This is a genomic window from Micromonospora eburnea, assembly GCF_900090225.1.
Taxonomy (GTDB): domain Bacteria; phylum Actinomycetota; class Actinomycetes; order Mycobacteriales; family Micromonosporaceae; genus Micromonospora; species Micromonospora eburnea.
Genome location: NZ_FMHY01000002.1, coordinates 3,858,397 through 3,881,761, shown reverse-complemented (window position 1 = coordinate 3,881,761; position 23,365 = coordinate 3,858,397). Strand labels below are relative to the sequence as shown.

4 protein-coding genes are annotated in these 23,365 nt (G+C 74.1%); all 4 read left to right on the top strand.

From position 1 onward, the window contains the following. Nucleotides 1–313: 313 nt before the first annotated feature. From GA0070604_RS17435 to GA0070604_RS17420, 4 genes are read left to right on the top strand one after another with little or no spacing between them, the layout of a single operon-like run. Nucleotides 314–9,442, top strand: coding sequence for a type I polyketide synthase (locus tag GA0070604_RS17435; RefSeq protein WP_091119045.1), 9,129 nt, complete (start codon nucleotides 314–316; stop codon nucleotides 9,440–9,442). Continuing rightward, nucleotides 9,439–14,265, top strand: a complete 4,827-nt coding sequence (locus GA0070604_RS17430; protein WP_091119042.1) for a type I polyketide synthase — start codon at nucleotides 9,439–9,441, stop codon at nucleotides 14,263–14,265. The genes GA0070604_RS17435 and GA0070604_RS17430 overlap by 4 nt, the downstream gene beginning before the upstream one ends. After that, the gene (locus tag GA0070604_RS17425) at nucleotides 14,265–17,630 is read left to right on the top strand and encodes a non-ribosomal peptide synthetase (RefSeq protein ID WP_091119037.1); all 3,366 of its coding nucleotides are present in this window, start codon (nucleotides 14,265–14,267) and stop codon (nucleotides 17,628–17,630) included. Before GA0070604_RS17430 ends, GA0070604_RS17425 begins: the two co-directional genes overlap by 1 nt. Nucleotides 17,631–17,646: 16 nt before the next feature. After that, the gene (locus tag GA0070604_RS17420) at nucleotides 17,647–23,331 is read left to right on the top strand and encodes a type I polyketide synthase (RefSeq protein ID WP_091119033.1); all 5,685 of its coding nucleotides are present in this window, start codon (nucleotides 17,647–17,649) and stop codon (nucleotides 23,329–23,331) included. The last annotated feature ends 34 nt before the right edge of the window (nucleotides 23,332–23,365 follow it).

The following is a 23,365-nucleotide window of genomic DNA, read 5'->3' as shown; positions in this document are numbered from 1 at the left end:
TATCCGATGTTGGATAGGGGTCCGTCGAATGGCGAGTAGGGGTGCCCGTAGCAGTGCCTAGGGGTGGCGTGAAGCTGCTGTTCACAAGGGGTTTCACTGGCGTAGGACAGCAATAGTTGACATTGGACTGGTGGCGCTGCCATGCTGGCGTCGCGATCGAAAAGGTCATCAGCGGGGGTGAATGCAAATCGCGTCGCGGCCGTGTGCCGCGGTTTTTTGTGGCCTTGTCGGGTGGGTTTGTTGAGCACGTCTTCGCCCGCCCGGGCCCCCGCTGATCCGTGGAGCAGACGTCAGAAGGAACCGGATTGTGAGCATGTCGGTCCCAGGGCGAGACAATGCACATGAGAGCCAGGTTGGCCCGGTGGGGCGACTGGCCGGGTTCGCCGGCCGCTCCCGAAAGCCACGCACACTTGTAGACCAGTTTCGGGCTGTTCTCCTAGGCCGCCCGGAGGCATCGACGTATCGGTTCCTGGTCGACGGTGAGGATGACGAACTGGTCATCTCGAACGCCGACATGGACCGGCGGGCGCGGGCCATCGCGGCCACCCTGCGGGAGCGGGTGAACGAGGGCGACCGCGCGCTCATCGTGTGCCCCCCGGGCCTGGACTATCTCGCCTCCTTCCTGGGCTGCCTCTACGCCCGGGTGATCGCCGTACCGGTGTATCCCCCGAACCCGGTGCTGCTCAAGCGGACCCTGCCCCGGCTGGTCGGCGTGATCGAGGACGCGCGACCCGCCATCGTGCTGGCCCCCGCGGAGATCACCGCGATGGCCAGCGAGATCACCGCGCTGGCACCGGCTCTGGGCGCGCTGATCTGGGCGCCGGTCGACCGGATCGATTCGGCGGTCGCCGACCACTGGCGAGAGCCCGACCTCGACGGCGACGACATCGCCTTCCTCCAGTACACCTCCGGCTCCACCGGCCGGCCGAAGGGCGTGGTGCTCAGCCACCGCAACCTGCTGGCCAACCTCGAGGTGACCAATCAGCGCTTCGTCACCGACGTCGAGAACACCCGGATGGTCAGCTGGCTGCCGCCGTACCACGACATGGGGCTGATCGGCGCCATGCTGCAACCCCTCTACGCCGGATTCCCCGCGACGTTCATGTCCCCGACGTCGTTCCTCAAGCGGCCCCTGCGGTGGTTGCAGGCGATCTCGAAGTACGGCGGCACGCTCAGCGGCAGCCCCAACTTCGGCTACGAGCTCTGCGTGGCGAAGACGACCCCGGAGCAGCGGGCCGCGCTGGACCTGAGCAGCTGGCGGCTGGCGTTCAGCGGGGCCGAGCCGGTCCGGGCCGAGACCATCGACCGGTTCGCGGAGGCGTTCGCCCCCGCCGGGTTCCGGCGCAGCGCCTTCTACCCCTGCTACGGGCTGGCCGAGGCGACCCTCTTCGTCTCCGGCGGACTTGAGGGCGCCGAGCCCGACATCCGCCGCGTACGCGCCGCCGACCTCGCCGGCAACCGGGCGGTCGACGCCGGCCCCGACGACGAGAGCCGGACCCTGGTCAGCTGCGGACCGGTCGCCGCCGGCCACGAACTGGCCGTCGTCGACCCCGGAACCGGCGAGCAGCTCCCGGCCGGGCAGGTCGGCGAGATCTGGTTCGGCGGCCCGAGCGTCGCCCAGGGCTACTGGCGGCGCCCCGAGGAGAGCGAGCAGATCTTCCGGGCCCGGATCGCCGGCACCGGTGCCGGGCCGTTCCTCCGTACCGGCGACCTCGGCTTCGTCGACGAGCGCGGGGAACTCTTCGTGACCGGCCGGCACAAGGACCTGATCATCGTGGCCGGCAAGAACCACTACCCCAGCGACATCGAGTTCACCGTCGAGCAGAGCGACCCGAAGCTGCGGCCCGGCTGCGGGGTGGCCTGCTCCGTGGAGGTCGACGGCGAGGAGCAGCTCGTCGTCATCCAGGAGGTCGGCGGGAACCGGAGCCAGCTCGAAGCCGAGCGGGTGATCGCCGCGATCCGGGGCGCCGTCTCCCAGGAACACGGCCTCCAGGCGTACGACGTGGTCCTGATCAAGCAGGGGAGCATCCCGAAGACGTCCAGCGGCAAGCTCCAGCGGCACGCCGCCCGGCAGTCGTACCTCACGGGTCGCCTGGAGGTCCTGGCGAGCTGGAGCGCCGCCGCCCCGGAGCGCGTCACCACCGGCGCCGGCCCGGCGACCGCGGAGACCGCCGCCCCGCCGCCCCCCGTCCCGCCCGGTCGGGTCGAGGTCGAACAGCGTCTCATCGAGACGCTCGCCACCCGGCTGAAGGTCAGCCCGAAGGCGGTCGACCCGACCCGGCCGATCGCCACCTACGGCCTCCAGTCGGTCGAACTGGTCGGGCTGGTCGGCGAGCTGGAGGGTTGGCTCGGCCGGGAACTGTCCTCGACGCTGATCTGGGAGTACCCCACGATCGACGCGCTCGCCGGGTTCCTCAGCGCCCCGGCGTCCGTCGCCATCCCGGCCGCGACCACCACCGGCGGTGCCGGCGTGAGCGCGACCGCCGACCCCGGCACGGGCGCTCCGGCCGGCGCCGCCGCCGAGCCGGCCACCGCCGGCGGATCCGGCGCGGCACCGGCCACCGGCAACGGATCCGCCGCGGCATCGGCCACCACCGGGGGGCACGGCGCGGTCGACCCGGCCGGTGACGGGGGTACGGACGGCCAGCCCGAACCCGTCGCCATCATCGGCATCGGCTGCCGGTTCCCGGGTGGGGTGGACGGCCCGGAGAGCTTCTGGCGACTGCTGACCGAGGGCCGCGACGCGATCCGCGAGGTGCCCGCCGACCGGTGGGACGTCGAGGAACTGCACACCGACGACCCTGCGGTACCGGGACGCACCACCACCCGGTGGGGCGGCTTCCTGGACCGGATCGACCAGTTCGACCCGCACTTCTTCGGCATCTCCGCCCACGAGGCCGCCCGGATGGACCCGCAGCAACGGCTCCTCGCCGAGGTCACCTGGGAGGCGCTGGAGGACGCCGGCGTGGTCGCCGAGGAGCTTGCCGGCTCCGCCACCGGCGTGTTCATCGGGGTCGCGACCAACGACTACGGGCAGTTGACCTTCCAGGACCTGGACCGGGTGGACGCCTACACCGGCACCGGCAACGCGTTCAGCATCGCGGCGAACCGCCTGTCGTACCTGTTCGACCTGCGCGGCCCGAGCCTCGCGGTCGACACCGCCTGCTCCTCCTCACTGGTCGCGGTCCATCAGGCGGTGGCCAGCCTGGCCCGGGGCGACTGCACGCTCGCCGTCGCCGGCGGGGTCAACGTCGTCCTCTCACCCGCGCTGGCGATCAACTTCAGCAAGGCCGGCGCGATGGCCGGCGACGGGCGCTGCAAGACCTTCGACGCCCGCGCCGACGGCTACGTGCGGGCCGAGGGCGCTGGCGTGGTCGTCCTCAAGCCGCTGTCCCAGGCGGTCCGCGACCACGATCCGATCTACGGGGTGATCCTCGGCGGAGCGGTCAATCAGGACGGCCGGACCAACGGGCTGATGGCGCCGAACCCGCACGCTCAGGAGGCGGTGCTGCGCAGCGCGTACGAGCGGGCCGGCGTGCCGCCGGAGCAGGTCGGGTACGTCGAGGCGCACGGCACCGGCACCCTGCTCGGTGACCCGATCGAGGCCAAGGCGCTGGCCGCGGTGGCCTGCGCCGACCGCGACCCGCGACGGCCGCTGCTCGTCGGCTCGGTCAAGTCCAACCTCGGGCACCTGGAGGCCGCCGCCGGCATCGCCGGTCTGATCAAGACCGCGCTGGTCCTGCGGCACCGGGAGATCCCGCCGAGCCTGCACTACGAGACGCCCAACCCGCACATCCCGTTCGCGCAGCTCGCCCTGCGGGTCGCCGACCGGCGCCAACCGTGGCCAGCCCCGGACGCCCCGGCCGTGGCCGGGGTCAGCAGCTTCGGCTTCGGCGGCACCAACGCCCACCTGGTCCTCGGCGAGCCGCCCCGGACCGCCGACGCCGCCCGCACGCCCGACCCGACGGCGGCGACCGGTGGCCCGCTCACCAACGACCGGTCCGGCAGCAACGGCCGGACCGACGCCGACGGCCGGTCCAGCGCCAACGGTCGGGTGCCCGCCGGGGCGCCGGCCGACCAGGGTGCGGCCCGGCTGCTGGCCATCTCGGCGCGTACCCCGGAGGCGCTGCGCGAGCTGGCCGCCCGCTACGCCGACCGGCTGGCCGCGCCCGACGCCCACGCCGATCTCGCCGCCGTCTGCGCCGCCGCGGCCACCCGCCGCAGCCACCACGAACAGCGGCTGGCCTGCGTCGGCGACTCGCCCGACCAACTGCGGGAGGCGCTCGCCGCGTACGCCGTGGACGAGGAACGGGCCGGCCTCTCCTGGGGCGGCCGGCGGATCGGCCGGCACCCGAAGCCGGTCTTCATGTTCTCCGGCCAGGGCCCGCGCTGGTGGCCGCTCACCGGCGACCTGCTCGCCGTACCGGCCTTCCGGGACACCCTGGAGCAGTGCGCCCGGGCGCTGCGGCAGTACGTCGACTGGTCCCTGCTCGACGTGGTCACCGCCCAGGCCGACGAACAGCTGCTCAACGACCCGGCGGTGGCCCAGCCGACGCTGACCGCCGTGCAGATCGCCCTCGCCGCGCTGTGGCGCTCGTGGGGCGTGGAGCCGGCCGCCGTGGTCGGGCACTCCGTCGGCGAGGTGGCCGCGGCCCAGGTCGCCGGCGCGCTGACGGTCGCCGACGCGATGCGGGTCGCCTGGCAGCGCGGCCGGGTCATCCGGGCCGCCATCGGCAACGGCCGGATGGCGGTGGTCGGGCTCCCGCTGGACCGGACCGAGCGACTGCTGGCCGAGCGCCAACCGGGCGCCGTCTCGGTCGCCGCCAGCAACGGCCCGGAGTCCACCGTGCTCTCCGGGGACGGTACGGCGCTTGCCGCCCTCGCCGAGGCCCTCCAGTCCGAGGGGATCTTCTGCCGGCTGCTCGAATCGGTCGACTACGCCTCGCACAGCCCGCAGATGGAGCCGCTACGCGCCGAACTCGGTGCGCTGCTGGAGGGGCTCACCCCCCGCCCGGCCGCCGTGGCGATCATCTCCACGGTCAGCGCCACGCCGATCGAGGGCACCGCGCTGGACGCCGGGTACTGGGCCACCAACCTGCGGCAACCGGTCCTCTTCGACACCGCCGTCACCGGCCTGGTGGACGCCGGGCACGACATCTTCGTGGAGATTTCCCCGCACGCCATGCTCGGCGACCCGGTCACCGAGCGGATCGCCCGCCAGCAGCGCGAGGGCGTCGTCGTCGGCTCGCTGCGGCGTGACGAGCCCGGTCACGCCACCATCCTCGGCGAGCTGGGCCGCCTCTACACAGCCGGCTACCCGGTCGACTGGCGTCGCGTCCACGGAACGGACGTGCCGATGGTCGCCCTGCCGGCGTACCCGTGGCAGCGGGAGCGGCACTGGATCACCGACGAGTACCCGCGACCGCGTCGTACCGGCCACCGGGGACACCCGGTGCTGGAGACGTACGTCCGCTCCGCCGCCGAGCCGGGCGGACACCACTTCAGTGCCCGGCTCGACCTGGCCGGCTTCGGCTACCTGCGCGACCACGTGGTCGAGGACACCCCGGTCCTGCCGGCCAGCCTGCTGCTGGACGCCGCGCTGTCGGCCACCCGGCGGCTGCTGGACGACCCGGCGGCCGTCGTCGAGCGGATCGAACTGACCCGGGTCACCGTCGTCGACGAACTGGCCGAGGAGGACACCCTCCAGCTCGTCCTGCTGCCGGAGACCGGCACCGGCGGCGCGCTTCGGATCTACAGCCGCGGCCCGGCCCAACCGGACGGGATTTGGCACGAGGTGGCCCACGGCCGGTACGGCAGCGGCGCGGCCGACCGGCCGGACCCGGCCGTCGAGCCGTTGAGCACGGTACGCGCCCGCTGCGCGCAGCCGCTGGACCGCGCCGAGCACTACGCCCGGCTGGACCGCTCCGGGCTCCGCTACGGCCCCGCCTTCCAGGGCGTCGGCTCGATCTGGTGGGACGGGCACGAGGCGCTCGCCGAACTGCGTGACCCGGTCGAGCTGACCGGCGACCGCGACCCGTACCTGATCCACCCGGCCCTGCTGGACAGTTGCCTGCAGGTGCTGGCGGCGGCCCTCACCTCCGGCGGCGACGGCACCGACGCCGGGACATACCTGCCGGTCGGGGTGGACCGCTTCCGGCTCGCCGCCGAGCGGGTGGTCCCCAGGTGGGCGCACGCGACGGTCGACGGGGCGAGCGCCGGGGCGCCCGAGATCAGCGGAGCCCGGGTCGTGCTCTACGACGCGGCCGGCGCACCCGCGGGGGAGATCACCGGGATCCGGCTCCAACGGCTGGCCGGCGCCGGCACCGTCGACCGGGTCGCCGAGTCCCTCCTGGAACTCGACTGGCAGGAGACGGCCGACCCACCGGAGGAGACCGCAGCCACCGGCTGGTGGCTGCTGCTCGCCGACGCCGACCCGGTCGGCGCCGAACTCCGCGCCGAGTTGGCCGGCCGGGGGGTGGCCACGGTGACCGTCGCCCCCGGCGACACCTACCGGCAGGCGGCCCCGGACCGGTACGAGATCGACCCCGCACGCCCGGAGGACTTCGTCACCCTCCTCGCCGAGCTGCGCGCGGCCCGCCCCGAACCGTGCGCCGGAGTGGTGCACGCGTGGAGCCTCGACGCGACCCTCACCGAACAGCCGGCCGTCGCCGGCCCGGCCACCGGCGTCGGCCCGACGGACGGGGACGCCCCGGCCGGCGGGCGGGACGCCGAACTCGACCGGATCGAACTGCTCGGCCCGGTCGCCGTCCTACACCTGGTCCAGGCCCTCACCGGGGTCGCCGGCCGGTCGCCCCGGCTGGTGCTGGTCACCCGGGGCGCGCAGGTGGTGGCCGCCGAACCCGGCACCCCGGCGCTGGCCCAGGCCGGTCTCTGGGGGCTGGCCCGGGTGGTCACCCTGGAACACGGCGAGTTGCGCCCCACCGTCGTCGACCTCGACCCGGCGGCCGAGGCGCCCACCAGCGCCGGCCTCGCCGACGAGCTGCTGCACCGGGCCGGCGGGCAACAGGTCGCGCTCCGGGCCGGCCGCCGGTACACGCCCCGGCTGGCCCCCTGGCGGGCCCCCGCCCCGACCGACGCCGACCTGCGGCCGCACCCGTTCGACCCGACCGCCGCCGACGGCAACTACCGTCTCCTGTCCCTGCGCGGGCACCTGGGCAGCCTGACCCCGGTGCTCTGGGAACGGACCCCGCCCGGTCCCGGCCAGGTGCAGATCGAGGTCACCGCCGCCGGGCTCAACTTCAACGACGTCCTCAAGGCGATGGAGATCTGCCCCGGCGTACCCCCGGGCATCGTGCCGCTCGGCGGCGAGTGCGCCGGCCGGGTCACCGCGGTCGGCGCGGGCGTCACCAGCCACCGGGTCGGCGACCGGGTGATGGCGGTCGCCCCGTCCAGCATGGCCGCGTACGCCACCACCCCGGCCGAGCTGGTCGCCCGCATCCCGGACGGACTCACCGACGAGCAGGCCGCCGCGACCCCCATCGCCTTCCTCACCGTGGTCTACGGCCTGGAGTACCTGGGCCACCTCGGCGAGGGGGACACCGTTCTGATCCACTCGGCTACCGGTGGCGTCGGGCTGGCCGCCCTCCAGGTGGCCCGCCGTAACGGGGCCGAGGTGCTGGCCACCGCCGGCAGTGAGGAGAAGCGGGAACTGCTGCGCCGCCTCGGGGTCAAGCACGTCATGGACTCCCGGTCGCTGCGCTTCGCCGACGAGGTGCTGGCGCTGACCGACGGCCGGGGCGTGGACGTCGTGCTCAACTCGCTCACCGGCGAGGCGCTGACCCGCAGCCTCCGCCTGCTCGCCCCGAACGGCCGGTTCGTCGAGATCGGCAAGCAGGACATCTACGCCAACAGCCACCTCGGCCTGGAGCTGCTCCGGCACAACCGGTCGTTCCTCGCCGTCGACCTGGAACGCGCCTTCGCCGAGCAGCCGAAGCTGATCGCGCGCCTCTTCGCCGAGGTGCTGCGCGGCTTCGCCAGCGGCGAGTTCTCGGCCCTGCCGGTCACCACCTTCGGCTACTCCGACGCCGCTCAGGCGTTCGGCCACATGGCGCAGGCCCGGCATACCGGCAAGATCGTGCTGCGGCCGGACGTGCGGGAGATGGTCCTACCGCCGGGGGAGGTCCCGGTCCGGCCGGTGGCCACGTACCTGATCACCGGTGGCCTCGGCGCCCTCGGCCTGCAAACCGCGCGCTGGCTGGCCGACCGGGGCGCCCGGCACCTGGTGCTGCTCGGCCGCAGCGAGCCCTCGGCGGCGGCCACGCGGGTCCTCGACGAGCTGCGTGGACGCGGCGTCGACGTCCAGGTCCGGCACGCCGACATCGGCCGCCACGACGAGGTCGCCGCCGTGCTGGCCGGGATCGACCGGGACCTGCCGCCGCTGGCCGGCATCGTGCACTCCGCCGGTGTGCTCGACGACGGGCTGATGGTCCAGCTCGACCGGGCCCGGTTCCGCGCGGTCGCGACGCCCAAGGTGGACGGCGCCTGGCACCTGCACCGGGCCACCCTCGACAAGGACCTGGACTTCTTCGTCCTCTTCTCGTCGGCCGCCGCGCTGCTCGGCTCCCCGGGCCAGGCGAACTACGCCAGCGCGAACGCCTTCCTGGACACCCTCGCGCGGCTGCGCCGGGCCCAGGGGCGGGCCGCCCTGAGCGTCAACTGGGGTCCCTGGTCGGAGGCGGGTCTGGCGGCCCGCCCGGACCGCGGCGGCCAGCTCGCCGGGCAAGGCATCGTCAGCATCGACCCGAGCGACGGCATCGAGGCACTGGATCGGTTGCTGCGTACCCCGGCCGCTCAGGCCGCCGTACTGCCCCTCGACCGGGACCGGCTCCGCGCGGCGGCCGCCAGCGGGCTGGTGCCGCCGCTCCTGGCGGACCTGGTCGCGGCGGACGGCACGCCGGCCGCCGCGGACCGGCAGCGCTCCGGTGAGGTACGCCAGCGGCTGCTCGGCGTCGAACCGGGTCGCCGCCGGCGCAACCTGCTGACCCAGCACGTCGCCGGGGAGGTGGCCCGGGTGCTCAAGCTCGACGTCGCCCGGGTCGACGTCACCGCGCCGCTGGCCAGCATGGGGTTCGACTCGCTGATGTCGCTTGAGCTGCGGAAGCGGCTGGAGGCGTCCCTGGACGTCGAACTCTCCGCCACCATCGCGTGGCGCTTCCCCACGATCGACGCGCTGGTTCCGTTCCTCGCCGAGCGGATGGACATCCCGCTGGCGGCCGAACCCGCCGCCGACGCCCTCCCGGCAGCGGCGGCCGGCCCGGCGAGCACCACCACCGAATCGGCCGCCGGGAGCCGTTCACCCGCCGAGGTGGGTGCCACCCCGGACGACGACCTGGCCACGGAGCTGGAGCGGCTCTCCGACGACGACGTCGAGGCGCTCCTGCTGGCCAAGCTCACCCAGATCGATGAAAGGCGTCAGGGATGACCACTGGCCAGCAGGCGCAGCCGCCGACCTCCACCCTCAAGCGCGCCTATCTACAGATGGAGCGGATGCAGCGGCAACTCGCCGAGTACGAGCGCACCCGTACCGAGCCGGTGGCCGTCGTCGGCCTGGGGCTGCGCTTCCCCGGCGGCGCGGTCGACGCGGAGAGCTACTGGCGGATCCTGCGGGACGGGGTGGACGCGGTCGACGAGATCCCGGCCGACCGCTGGCCGGTCGACGACTACTACGACGCCGAGCCGCAGCAGCCCGGCAAGATGCGCACCCGTTGGGGCGGCTTCCTGGACCGGGTCGACCAGTTCGACTACGAGTTCTTCGGCATCTCCCGCCGCGAGGCGCTGGCCATGGACCCGCAGCAGCGGCTCGCCCTGGAGGTTTCCTGGGAGGCGCTGGAGAACGCCGGGCACGCGCCGACCGGGCTCGCCGGCAGCCGTACCGGGGTGTTCCTCGGGGTGTGCAGCAACGACTTCGCCACCGAGAACTTCCCCGGCCTGGAGGACATCACCGCGTACGCCAGCACCGGCACCGCGCACAGCGTGGTGACCGGGCGGATCTCGTACGTCTTCGACTTCCGCGGCCCGAGCGTGGCGGTGGACACCGCCTGCTCCTCGTCGCTGGTGTCGGTGCACATGGCGGTGCAGAGCCTGCGCGCCGGCGAGTGCGACCTGGCCCTCGGCGGCGGGGTCAACGTGGTGCTCTCCCCGCTGCCCAGCGTGGCCTTCTCCCAGTTCCCGGGGATGGTCGCGCCGGACGGCCGGTGCAAGACCTTCGACGTCCGGGCCAACGGCTACGTCCGCAGCGAGGGCTGCGGCATCATCGTGCTCAAGCGGCTCTCCGACGCGGTACGCGACGGCGACCGGGTACTCGCGGTGATCCGGGGCGGCGCGGTCAACCAGGACGGACGCAGTTCCGGCGTGACCGCCCCGAACGGGGTGGCCCAGCGGGACGTGCTGCGCCGCGCGCTGGAGGCCAGCGAGGTGGCCCCCGAGCAGGTGTCCTACATCGAGGCGCACGGCACCGGCACCACCCTCGGTGACCCGATCGAGGTCGAGGCGCTGGCCGAGGTCTACGGCCGGGAGGAGGGTGCCCCGGTCTACCTGGGCTCCTCGAAGACCAACATCGGGCACGCCGAGGCGGCCTCCGGCATCGCCGGGCTGATCAAGGTGGTGCTCGCCCTGCACCGGGGCGCGATCCCGCCGAACGTGCACTTCACCGGGCTGAACCCGCACATCTCCTTCGCCGGCACCACGTTCGCCGTACCGACGGCGCTCAGCGAGTGGCCGGCGGTGGCCGAGCGGCCGATCGCCGGGGTGAGCAGCTTCGGCTTCAGCGGCACCAACGCGCACCTGATCGTCCAGGCCGCGCCGGAGCCGCCGGCCGCGCCCGAAAGGTCCGAGCCGGAGCGCCCCCGGTCGGTGCTGCCGCTGTCCGCGAAGACCCCGAACGGCCTGCTGGAGCTGGCCCGGCGCTACCAGGAGCGCCTGGCGGCCGACCCGGCCACCCCGCTGGCCGACATCTGCTACTCGGCGGGCACCGGCCGGGCCCACTTCACACACCGGCTGGCCGCCGTCGGCTCCCGCCAGGAGGTCGCCGACCAGCTCGCCGACTTCGTCGACGGGCTCCCCGGCGACCTTCCGGTGGTCGGCGCGGCCGGCGGCAACGAGGTGGTGTTCCTCTTCACCGGCCAGGGGCCGCAGCGGGTCGGCATGGCCCGCACCCTGTACGAGACCCAGCCCACCTTCCGGCAGGTCATCGACCGCTGCGACGGGATTCTGCGGCCGCTGCTGGAGGTGCCGCTGCTGGACGTGATCTATCCGGCCGACCCGGAGTCCGACCTGGTCTACCGGACCACCTACTCGCAGCCGGCGCTCTTCGCCGTGCAGTACGCGATGGCCCAGCTTTGGCGCTCCTGGGGCGTGGAGCCGGTGGCGGTGCTCGGGCACAGCTTCGGCGAGTACGTGGCCGCCTGCGTGGCCGGCATGATGAGCCTGGAGGACGGGCTGCGGCTGGTCGTCGAGCGCGGCCGGCTGATGTGGGAGCTGGCCGAGAACGGGGCGATGGTCGCCGTCTTCGCCCCCGAGGCCGAGGTCGCCGAGGTGCTCGCCCCGTACGCCGACCGGGTCTCCATCGCGGCGGTGAACGGGCCCGGGACCACCTCCATCTCGGGGGAGCGGGAGGCGCTGGCCGAGATCCGCGCCGAGTTCGACCGGCGCGAGGTGAAGACCAAGCAGCTGCATATCACCACGTCGTCGCACTCGCCGCTGATCGAGCCGATCCTGCCCGGCCTGCGTAAGGCCGCCGACTCGGTGTCGTTCACCCCGCCGCGGATTCCGCTGGTCGCCAACCTGACCGGCGAGCTGTGGCCGTGGGACACCGCCCCGGACGCCGACTACTGGTGCCGGCACGCCCGGCAGCCGGTGCGCTTCGCGGCCAGTATCGACACCCTCCGCGAGCTGGGCTACCGGACCTTCGTCGAGATGGGGCCCGCGCCGACCCTGCTCGGCATGATCAGCGACAACCTGCCGGCGGGGGACGCCCTGCTGGTGCCGAGCCTGCGGCCCAAGCACGACGACTGGGCGGTGCTGCTCAACACGGTGGCCCGGCTCTACGCCGCCGGGGTGGACCTGGACTGGTCGGGCTTCGACCGGGACTATCGCCGCGCGCGGGTGCCGCTGCCGACGTACCCGTTCGAGAAGACGCACTGCTGGCAGGAGCGGCGTCGCCCGGACCGGGACCGCTACGCCGCGCCGGCCACCGCCGCCGGCGGCACCGACGATCCCGCCGACGAGTACGCCGACGACGACCTGCTCTACCGGCTCGACTGGCAGCCGGCCGAGGCTTCCGCACCGACCGGTGACGCGGCGTCGGCACCGGCCCGGACCTGGCTGGTGCTGGCCGACGCGGCCGGGATCGGCGCCGGGTTCGCCGACGCGGTGGCTGCCCGGGGTGAGCGGGCGGTCCGGGTGGTGCCGGGTGCGGCGTACCGCTTCGGCGGCGGCGCCGAGGCCGAGGTCCGCATCGACGGCCCGGCGGACCTCGGCCGGCTCCTCGACGAGCTGCGGCTCGACGGCGCCGACCTGCAGGTGCTGCACCTGTGGAGCCTCGACGGAGCCGACGCCGACGGGACCGCCGACGCCGCCGCGCTGCTGCGGGCCCACGAGCGGGGCGGCCTGAGCGCGGTGTACGCCGCACAGGCCCTGGCCCGGGCGCAGGGCCCGGAGTCGGTCCGGCTCTGGCTGGTCACCCGGGGCGCGGTGGGGCCCACCGGCGTCAACGGCACCGCCGGCGGCCCCGTGTCGCTCGACGTCGCCCAGTCGACCCTGTGGGGTCTGGGCCGGTCGCTGCAACAGGAACACTCCGCCCTCTGGGGCGGCCTGATCGACCTCGACCCGCTCCAGACGCCGGCCACGCTGGCCGAACGGCTGGTCGACGAGCTGACCCGGCGGGACGCCGAGGACCAGATCGCGCTGCACGGCGACCAGCGCTACGTGGCCCGGCTCGTCCGCCAGGCGGTACCCGAGGTCGGCGCCGGCGAGGGGCCGTGGCGGCCGGACGCCAGCTACCTGATCACCGGCGGTCTCGGCGGCCTGGGCCTGGAGGTGGCCCGGTCGATGGTGCGCGCCGGCGCCCGCCGGCTGGTGCTGCTCGGCCGGACCGCGATCCCGCCCCGCGCCGAGTGGGCCGACCTGCCCGCCGACGGCCCGACGGCGCGGCGGGTCGCCGCGGTACGGGAGCTGGAGGCGCTCGGCGCCAGCGTCCACCTGGAGTCTGCCGACGTCGCCGACGAGGCGGCCATGCGGGCCCTGCTGGCCCGCTACGACCGGGAGGGCTGGCCGGCGATCCGGGGCGTCATCCACGCGGCCGGCACCGGTGAGGTCGCGCCGCTGCTGGAGCTGACCCGGGCCGACCTGGAACGGCCGCTGCTGCCCAAGGCGGTCGGCGCCTGGGTGCTGCACCGGCTCTTCGCCGATCGGGAACTGGACTTCTTCGTCCTCTTCTCCTCGACCAGTTCGCTGCTCAGCTCGCCGTTCGTGGCCGGGTACGCCGCCGCCAACGCCTTCCTCGACGCCCTGGCGGCGCGGCGCCGCGCCGCCGGACTGCCCGGCCTCAGCGTCAACTGGGGCATCTGGGGCGGGGTCGGTCTGGCGAACCGGGGCGCCGAGGCCAACCCCGGGCTCAGCAAGGGCATGGGCACCCTCCAGCCCGGCCAGGCGCTGCGGGTCTTCCACCGGCTGCTGCACCACGACGACGCGCAGATCGCCGTGGTCCCGGTGGACTGGGCCGAGTGGGGCCGCCGCTACCAGGAGGTGTCCGGCTCGGCGCTGCTCGCTCCGCTGCTGCGCGGCGACGGCCCGGCCCGACCGGCCCGGCGCCGGGCCCGGACCAGCCTGCTGCCCAGCCGGGCGCAACTGCTGGCCCTGCCGGCCGACCGGCGTGCCGAGACCCTCATCGGGCAGCTGGTGCTCAGCGTCGCGGCCACCCTCGGCTCCGGGCCGGAGGCGGTCGGCCGGGACCAACCACTGTTCGATCTGGGCCTGGACTCGCTCATGGCGGTGGAGCTGAAGAACGAGATCGAGCGCCAGCTCGGCGTCGCCCTCTCCATCGCGGTCTTCCTGGAGGGCGCCACCCTGCGCACCCTCACCGACCAGATCATCAGCGGCCTGCCGGCCGGCGAGGACGACGGGACCGCCGACACGGCGGGCATCCACCGGGTCGAGCGCTTCGAGGACGTCGCCCTGGAGCTGCTCGCCGAGCTGGAGGGTCTCTCCGACCAGCAGGCACAGGCCGCGCTGGGGAAGGAGGGGTGATGACCGACCTCGACGCACGGCTCGCCTCGCTCTCGCCGGAGAAGCGGGCGCTGTTCGAGAAGATGCTGCGGGAACGGGGGCAGGCGCAGCCCGCCCGGGCGGAGAACGTCTTCCCGATCTCCGTCATGCAGCAGGGCATCTGGTTCCTGGAACAGCTCAAGCCCGGGAACCCGGCGTACCTGATCCCGGCGGCGGTGCGTATCCGCGGCCCGCTGGACACCGCACTGCTACGCCAGGCCGTCAACGGGGTGGTGCACCGGCACGAGTCGCTGCGGACCACGTTCGAGCTGCGGGACGGCCGCCCGGTGCAGGTGGTCCGCGCCGGCCTCGACGTCCCGCTGCCCGAGACGGATCTGCGCGGCACGGCACTGGACGGAGACGAGCTGGCGGAACGGATCCTCGCCGAGCTGCGCGAACCGTTCGACATCAGCACCGGTCCGCTGCTCCGGTTGGCCCTGCTGCGGCTCGGCCCGGACGACTGCGTGCTCGGGGTGGCGATGCACCACCTCGTCTCCGACGGCTGGTCGGTCGGGGTGCTGCTCGGCGAACTCTCCACCCGGTACGCCGCCCTGGTCGCCGGCGCGCAGCCGGCGCTGCCCGAGCTGGCCGTCCAGTACGGCGACTACGCCGCCTGGCAGCAGGATTGGCTGCGCCGGGAGGACCTGTCGGCGGACCTCGCCTACTGGCGGGAGCACCTGGCCGGCGCGCCGGCCGTGCTCGACCTGCCGACGGACCGGCCCCGGCCGGCGGTGCAGGGCTTCCGGGGCGCCTCCCACCCGTTCGAGCTGCCGGAACCGGTGCTCACCGCGCTGGGCGCGCTCGGCAAGCGGCACGGCGCCACCACGTACATGGCGCTGCTGGCCGCCTTCGGTGTGCTGCTGCACCGCTACAGCGGGCAGGACGACGTGGTGGTCGGTGTGCCGCTGGCCAACCGGGACCGGGCCGAGGTCGAGCCGTTGATCGGGTTCTTCGTCAACACCCTGCCGGTCCGGGCCGACCTCGCCGGCAACCCCAGCTTCACCGAGCTGCTGGGCCGGGTTCGGGACGCCTGCCTCGGCTGCTACGCCCACCAACGGGTGCCGTTCGAGAAGGTGGTCGAGGAGCTGAAGCCGGCCCGGGACCTGAGCCGGCCGCCGATCTTCCAGGTGGGGCTGTCGTACCAGAGCGACCCGCTGCCCACCCTCGCCCTGGCCGGCGTGGAGTTCGAGCGGCTGCCGCTGCGCGCCCAGGGTGCCCGCTTCGACCTGGAGCTGCAGTTCTTCAACAACGCGGGCGGGCTGAGCGGCTGGTTCGAGTACGACCGGGACCTCTTCGAGGCCGCGACGATGGCCCGGCTGGCCGGCCACTTCCGGCGGGTGATCGAACTGGTCGTCGAGCGGCCGGAGACCCCGGTCGACGAGCTGCCGCTGCTGGACGCCGACGAGCGGCGCGCGGTGCTGGACCTGTGCCGGGGCGAGGGCCGGCAGTGGCCCGACGCGGGCTGGGTGCACGAGCAGATCGTGGCGCGGGCCCGCCGGACGCCGGAGCTGCCGGCGCTGCGCCACGCGGACCGGACGGTCAGCTACGGCGAGCTGCTGCGCCTGGCCAACGGGCTGGCCCGGCGGCTGCGTACCGCCGGGGTCGGCCCCGGCGCGCTGGTCGGCCTGGTGCAGGAGCGGTCGGTCGAGTTGGTGGTCAGCCTGCTGGCGATCTGGCAGGCCGGTGGCGCGTACGTCCCGGTCGACCCGGGACTGCCGGCCGGCCGGGTGGCGCTGATGCTCGACGACGCCGACCCGGCAGTGGTGCTCACCCAGCGGCCGCTGGCCGAGAAACTCTCCTGGGACGGGCCGCTGTGGTACGCCGACGAACTGCTCACCGAGGACCCGGGCGACGCCTACGACGACCCGGGTACCCCGGTCCGCGGCGCGGACGTCGCGTACGTCATCTACACCTCGGGCTCCACCGGCCAGCCCAAGGGCGTGCCGAACACCTTCGCCGGCATCCGCAACCGGCTGCTCTGGATGCAGGACGCGTACGGCCTCGGCCCCGGCGAGCGGGTGCTGCAGAAGACGCCGTACTCGTTCGACGTCTCGGTCTGGGAGTTCTTCTGGCCGCTGATGACCGGCGCGACCCTGGTGGTGGCCCGCCCTGACGGGCACCGCGACGGCCGCTACCTGGTCGAGACGATCCAGGCCGAGCAGATCACCACCCTGCACTTCGTCCCCTCCATGCTCCAGGCGTTCCTGCGGGAGCCGGACGTGGCGGACTGCACCAGCCTGCGTCGGGTGATCTGCAGCGGCGAGGCACTGCCCCGCGAGTTGCAGGACCGGTTCTTCGCCGTGTCAGACGCCGAACTGCACAACCTGTACGGCCCGACCGAGGCGGCCGTCGACGTCACCTCCTGGGCCTGCCGGCGCGACGACCCGAGGCCGGTGCCCATCGGGCGTCCGATCGCCAACACCCAGGTGTACGTCCTGGACCGGTTCCTGGAGCCGGTCCCGGTGGGTGTTCCCGGCGAGCTGCACATCGGCGGGGTCAACGTGGCGCTCGGCTACCTGAACCGCCCCGAGCTGACCGCCGAGCGGTTCGTGACCGACCCGTACGCCACCGGTCCCGCCGGCACCGGCCCCGGCGGGGACCACGACGCCGACCGGCCGCCGGCCCGGCTCTACAAGACGGGCGACCTGGGCCGGATCCGCGCCGACGGGGCGATCGAGTATCTCGGCCGCCTCGACCACCAGGTGAAGCTGCGCGGTTTCCGGATCGAACTGGGCGAGATCGAGGCGGCGCTGACCAGCTGCACCGGGGTCGCCGAGGCGGTCGTGGTGCCCCGGACGCACGCCGGGGACACCCGGCTGGTGGCGTACCTGGTCGGGCCGGCCGTGCCGGGCGCCGGTGAGCTGATCGCGCGGCTCAAGGAACGGCTGCCCGAGTACATGGTGCCGTCGGTCTTCACCACCCTGCCGGCCCTGCCGCTCACCCCGAACGGCAAGGTCGACCGGCGGGCGCTGCCCGAGCCGGACCTGGCCCGCCCGGAGCTGCGCAGCCCGTACGTGGCCCCGCGTGGCGAGCTGGAGCGGATTGTCGCCGGGATCTGGCGGGAGCTGCTCGGCGTGGACCGGGTCGGGGTGGACGACAACTTCTTCGAACTGGGCGGCCACTCGCTGCTGATGGCCGAGGTGCGTCTCCGGCTCGTCGCGGCGGTTGGTCGGGACGTGGCGCTGGTCGAGCTGTTCCAGTTCCCCACCGTCGGCGCGCTGGCCGGTCACCTCAACCGGTCCGGCGGCGGCGACGACCTGCTGGCCGATGCCCGGGATCGGGCCGAGAGCCGCCGGCAGTCCCTGAGTCGACGTCAACAGGCGGCCGCTCGTCGGGCGCGGGCATGAACGGAAGGTGAGGCAGGTGTCAGACGAAACCGGAGACCTGAACCAGGTCGCCGTCATCGGCATGGCCGGGCGCTTTCCCGGCGCCCCCGACGTGGAAACCTTCTGGGCCAACCTCGCGGCCGGCCGGGAGGGCGTCGTCAGCCTCTCCGACGAGGAGCTGACCAGCTCCGGGGCCGACCCGGAGCTGGCCGCGCGGGAGAACTACGTGAAGGCCAAGGGGGTGCTGACCGACGCGGACCGCTTCGACGCGGGCTTCTTCGGCTTCCACCCCCGCGAGGCCGAGGTGCTCGATCCGCAGCACCGGGTCTTCCTGGAATGCGTCTGGACGGCGCTGGAGTCGGCCGGGTACGACCCGAAGACCTTCGCCGGGCGGATCGGCGTCTTCGCCGGAGCGAGCCTCAACTCGTACCTGCTGTTCAACCTGCTCGCCAATCAGCGTGCGGTGGACTCGGCCGGCAGCTACCAGACGCTGATCTCCAGCGACAAGGACTTCCTGGCCACCCGGGTGTCGTACAAGCTGGACCTGACCGGGCCGAGCATGACCGTGCAGACCGCCTGCTCCACCTCGTTGACGGCGGTGCACCTGGCGGTGCAGAGCCTGCTCAACGGCGAGTGCGACATCGCGCTGGCCGGCGGGGTCTCGGTCAGCGTGCCGCTGCACGGCGGCTACCTCTACGAGCAGGGCGGCATCCTGTCCCCGGACGGGCACTGCCGGCCCTTCGACGCGCAGGCGCAGGGGACCGTCTCCGGCAACGGTGCGGGCGTGGTGGTGCTGCGCCGGATGGCCGACGCCCGGGCGGCCGGGGACACCGTGGACGCGGTCATCCTGGGCACCGCGGTCAACAACGACGGCTCGCTGAAGGTCGGCTACACCGCGCCCAGCGTGGACGGTCAGGCACGGGTCGTCGCCGAGGCGCTGGCCGTGGCCGAGGTGGACGCGGACAGCATCGGCTACGTGGAGACCCACGGCACCGCCACCGCCCTCGGTGACCCGATCGAGATCACCGCGCTGACCCGGGCGTACCGCGAGCACACCGACCGGACCGGGTACTGCGCGATCGGCTCGGTGAAGAGCAACGTGGGGCACCTGGACGCGGCCGCGGGAGTGACCAGCCTGATCAAGGCGGTGCTGGCGCTGCGGCACGAGGCAATCCCGGCGACCCTGCACCACACCCGGACCAATCCGGAGCTGGCCCTGCCGAGCAGCCCGTTCTTCGTCAACACCGAGCTGCGGCCGTGGCCCCGGCAGGCGGTGCCGCGCCGGGCCGCGGTGAGCTCGTTCGGCATCGGCGGCAGCAACGTGCACGTGATCCTGCAGGAGGCGCCGGCCGGGGAACCGGCCACGTCCGGGGGCGGCGCCGACCGTACCGCCATCCGGGTGTTGCCGCTGTCGGCCCGGTCGGCGCCGGCGCTGGCCGAGGCGGCCGGTCGGCTCGCCGAGCACCTGGCGGCCCACCCCGAGCTGGACCTGGATGACGTGGCGTACACCCTGGCCAGCCGGCGCCGGGCGTTCGAGCACCGGACGGCGGTGGTCGGCCGGGACGCCGCCGACCTGGTCGGCGCGCTGCGGCGGGCCGCCGACGCGGGCGCCGGCACGCTCGCCGGGCGGGACACGCCGGTGGCGTTCCTGTTCCCCGGCCAGGGCGCGCAATACGTGGGGATGGCCCGGGACCTGTACCGGTCGGAGCCGACGTTCGCCGCCGAAGTGGATCGCTGCGCCAGGCTGTTCGCCGCCCACCTGGACGACGACCCCCGGCTCGCGCTGTTCGCCGAGGACGACGAGGGGGGCGACGCGGCGCGCACGCTGGCCCGCACCTCGGTCACCCAGCCGGTGCTGTTCCTGGTCGAGTACGCGCTGGCCCGGCTGTGGATGTCGTGGGGCGTGCGTCCGGCGGCAATGGTCGGGCACAGCGTCGGCGAGTACGTGGCGGCCTGCCTGGCCGGGGTGTTCTCCCTGGAGGACGCGGTGGCGCTGGTGGCGGCCCGGGGCCGGCTGGTGCAGTCGATGCCGACCGGGTCGATGCTGGCGGTGTTCCTGCCCGAGGCGGAGGCGGCGGGCTGGCTGACCGACGAGCTGTGTCTGGCCGCGGTGAACTCCACCGGGCTGTGTGTGATGGCCGGCCCGACGGCGGCGGTCGACGAGCTGGAGCAGCGGCTGGCGGCGGCCGGGGTGGCCCGTCGCCGGCTGCGCACCTCGCACGCGTTCCACTCGCCGAGCATGGACGCCGCGGTGGAGCCCTTCGTCGAGGCGGTACGTCAGGTCACGCTGCACCCGCCGGCGATCCCGTTCGTGTCGAACGTGACGGGTGCCTGGATCACCGACGAGCAGGCCACGGATCCCGCCTACTGGGGCCGGCACCTGCGGGCACCGGTGCGCTTCGCCGACGCCCTGGACGTGCTCCTCGCCGACGAGGAGCTGGTGCTGCTGGAGGTGGGTCCGGGGCAGACGTTGCGCAACTTCGTACGCCAGCACCGGGCCTGGCACGAGCGGCGGACCGTGGTCGGCTCGGTACGCCATCCGGGCCAGCAAATCGACGACCACGAGCATCTGCTGGCCGGGTTGGGGGAACTCTGGTCCGCCGGGGTGCCCGTCGACTGGACGGCCCGGGACGGGGACGCGACGCGCCGGTTGATGCGCCTGCCCACGTACGCCTTCCAGCGGCAGCGCTACTGGATCGACCCGGAGACCACGCCGGCGCCGCGCCGCGCGGTGACCACCGGGGCGGACGCGGAGTGGTTCCACGTACCGGGCTGGCGGCGGTTGACCACGGCGGTCGCCGAGGCCGCCGGCGGTGACTCCGGCGGGGTGGCGGTGTGGGTGCTGCTCGGCGCTGAGCTGCCCCTCGGCGCCGAGCTGGCGGCGCGACTGGCCGGCGGCGACGCCGTCGTGCTGCGCGTCAGTGCCGGGGACGAGTTGCGGGAGACCGGCGACCGGGCCTGGGAGCTGGACCCGACCAGCCGGGACCAGTACGCAGGCCTGCTCAAGTCGTTGGAGACGTACGCCCCGGGAACGATCCGGGTCGTGCACCTGTGGAGCCTGACCGCCGAGCCGGCCGACGGGCTGGACGGCGGCCGGATCGACCGAGCCCGCCGGGTCGGCTTCGACAGCCTGCTGGCCCTGGCCCAGGCGATCGGGGACGTGCAGCCGACCGGCCCGGTGGAGCTCGACGTGCTCAGCCGGGGCCTGTTCGGCGTGACCGGCGACGAGGAACTCCAGCCCGAGAACGCTCCGCTGCTCGGCGCCACCACGGTCATCCCGCAGGAGGTGCCGGACGTCACCTGCCGGGTGCTCGACCTGACCGGCGCCGACCTGACCGGCACCGCCGCGGGCGGGCCCACCGGCGGCCGGCGGCCCGGCACCGCCGCCGCCGTACTGGCCCGGCTGGCCGCACCCGCCGCCGAACGGGAACTGGCCCTGCGCGGCCGGCACTGGTGGGTACGCGACTTCGAGGCGGTCCGGCTGGCCGCCCCGGGTACGGCGGGCGGGCGACTGCGTCCCGGCGGCGTCTACCTGATCACCGGCGGCCTCGGGGGCGTCGGTCTGGCCCTGGCCGAGCAGATCGCCCGCGCGGTTGACGCCCCGGTGCTCGGGCTGCTCACCCGCTCGGCCTTTCCCGGCGAGGCGGAGTGGTCCGCCTGGCTGGCCGGGCACGGCGAGCAGGACGACACCAGCCGCCGGATCCGCCGCCTGGAGCAGCTCCGCGAACTGGGTGCCCGGGTGATCGTGCTGGACGCCGACGTCACCGACCGGGACGCCCTGGCCGGCGCGGTCGACCGGCTGCGTACGGCCGGCGGCGGGCTGCACGGCGTGATCCACGCGGCGGGGCTCCCGTCCCGGGGCCTGATCGCGGTCAAGTCCACCCAGGACGTGGCGGACGTGCTGGCCGCCAAGACCGTCGGCACGCTCAACCTGGACGCGGTCTGCGGCACCGACGAGCTGGACTTCCTGCTGCTCTGCTCCTCGCTCACCGGGCTGCTCGGCGGCCCCGGGCAGAGCGACTACTGCGCGGCCAACGCCTTCCTGGACGTCTTCGCCCAGTGGCGACGGGCCACCACCGGGGCGCCGGTGGCCGCCGTCGGCTGGGACACCTGGCGCAACACCGGCATGGCCGCCGGCCTCGTCGAACGGCTGCACGGCGGCACCGCGCTGACCGGGCATCCGCTGCTGCACCGGCTGGTCGCGTCGAGCGGGAGATCCCGGACGTACGCCACCACGCTCAGCACCGCCGACAGCTGGATCGTCGACGAGCACCGGATCATGGGGCACGGCCTGGTTCCCGGGACGACGTACCTGGAGCTGGTCAACGCGGCGGTGGCCGAGCAGGCCGCCGGCCGGGTGGTCGAGCTGCACGACGTGCTCTTCCTGATGCCGGTGATCGTGCCCGACGGGCAGACCCGCGAGCTGTTCACCACCGTGGAGGAGCGGGACGGGCAGCTCCGGTTCAGCGTGCAGAGCCGGGTCGACGGGGACTCGGCCCGCTGGCAGGAGCACGCCACCGGCCTGGTCTCCTTCGCCGAGCGGCCGACGGAGACCAGCCGGGACCTGGCGCGGCTGCGCGACGACTGTGCGGTCACCGAGGTGATCGACACCGAGGACGAGCTGAAGCGCCGGCTGAAGCTCGACCGCGTCGAACAGGGCGGCCGGTTGCAGTTCTCCTTCGGCCCGCGCTGGCGCTGCCTGCGCCGCATCGAGGCCGGTGCGCAGCGGTTGATGGTCACCCTGGAACTGGCCGAGGAGTTCGCCGCCGACCTGGAGCGCTACCCGCTGCATCCGGCGCTGCTCGACGTGGCCGGCGCCTCGGCCCGGATCCGGGCCCGGGACGTCTTCTACCTGCCGTTCACCTACCGCAGCCTGCGGGTGTTCGCCCCGCTGACCCGGGTGATCCACTGTCATGTGGAGGTCGCCGAGTCGGGCGACTCCGGCGAGACCCTGACTGTCAGCATCGAGTTGCTCTCCCCGCAGGGACGGCTGCTGGCCAGCATCGTCGACTTCACCATCAAGCGGATCAACGACATCGACGGCCTGCTGGAGCAGGTGCGCAACGGAGCGGTCACCGCCGCCGATCCGGGCCCGGGGGAGCCCGCCGCGGGCACACTGCACGTCCTCAGCGCCGGCATGACCGCCGCCGACGGGATGGCCGCCTTCGACCGGCTGCTCCGCGCCTCGGTGCTGCCCGAGCAGGTGGTGGTGACCGGTCGGGACCTGGCCGGGCTGCGGCGGCTCGCCGGCTCGATCACCCCGGCGCTGCTCGCCGGTGAGGTCGAGCAGATCGCCCCGCCCCGGGGCACCCACCCGCGGCCCGACCTCGCCACCCCGTACGTGGCGCCGAGCACCGACGCGGAACGGGCGGTGGCCGAGATCTGGCAGGAGGTCCTCGGGCTGGACCGGGTCGGCGTCCACGACGACTTCTTCGCCCTCGGTGGACACTCGCTGGCCGCCGTGCAGATCGGCGCGAAGATCCGTAGCCGGTTCGGGGTGGAGCTGAACCTGCGCGGCTTCTTCGACAGCCCGACCGTGGCGCACACCGTGACCGTGCTGGCCGACCCCGGTGCCCCCAGCGATCCGGCGGCCGACCGGATCGAGGCGGTCAGCCGGACCGGGCCGGACGAAGAGCTGGCCGGCCTCGACGACCTCTCCGACGAGGAGGTCGAGGCGCAGCTGCGTGCCCTGCTCGCCGAGGACGAGGGAGGGGAAGCGTGACCCGGATCCGTACCACCCGGCGTGAGCCGGCCCG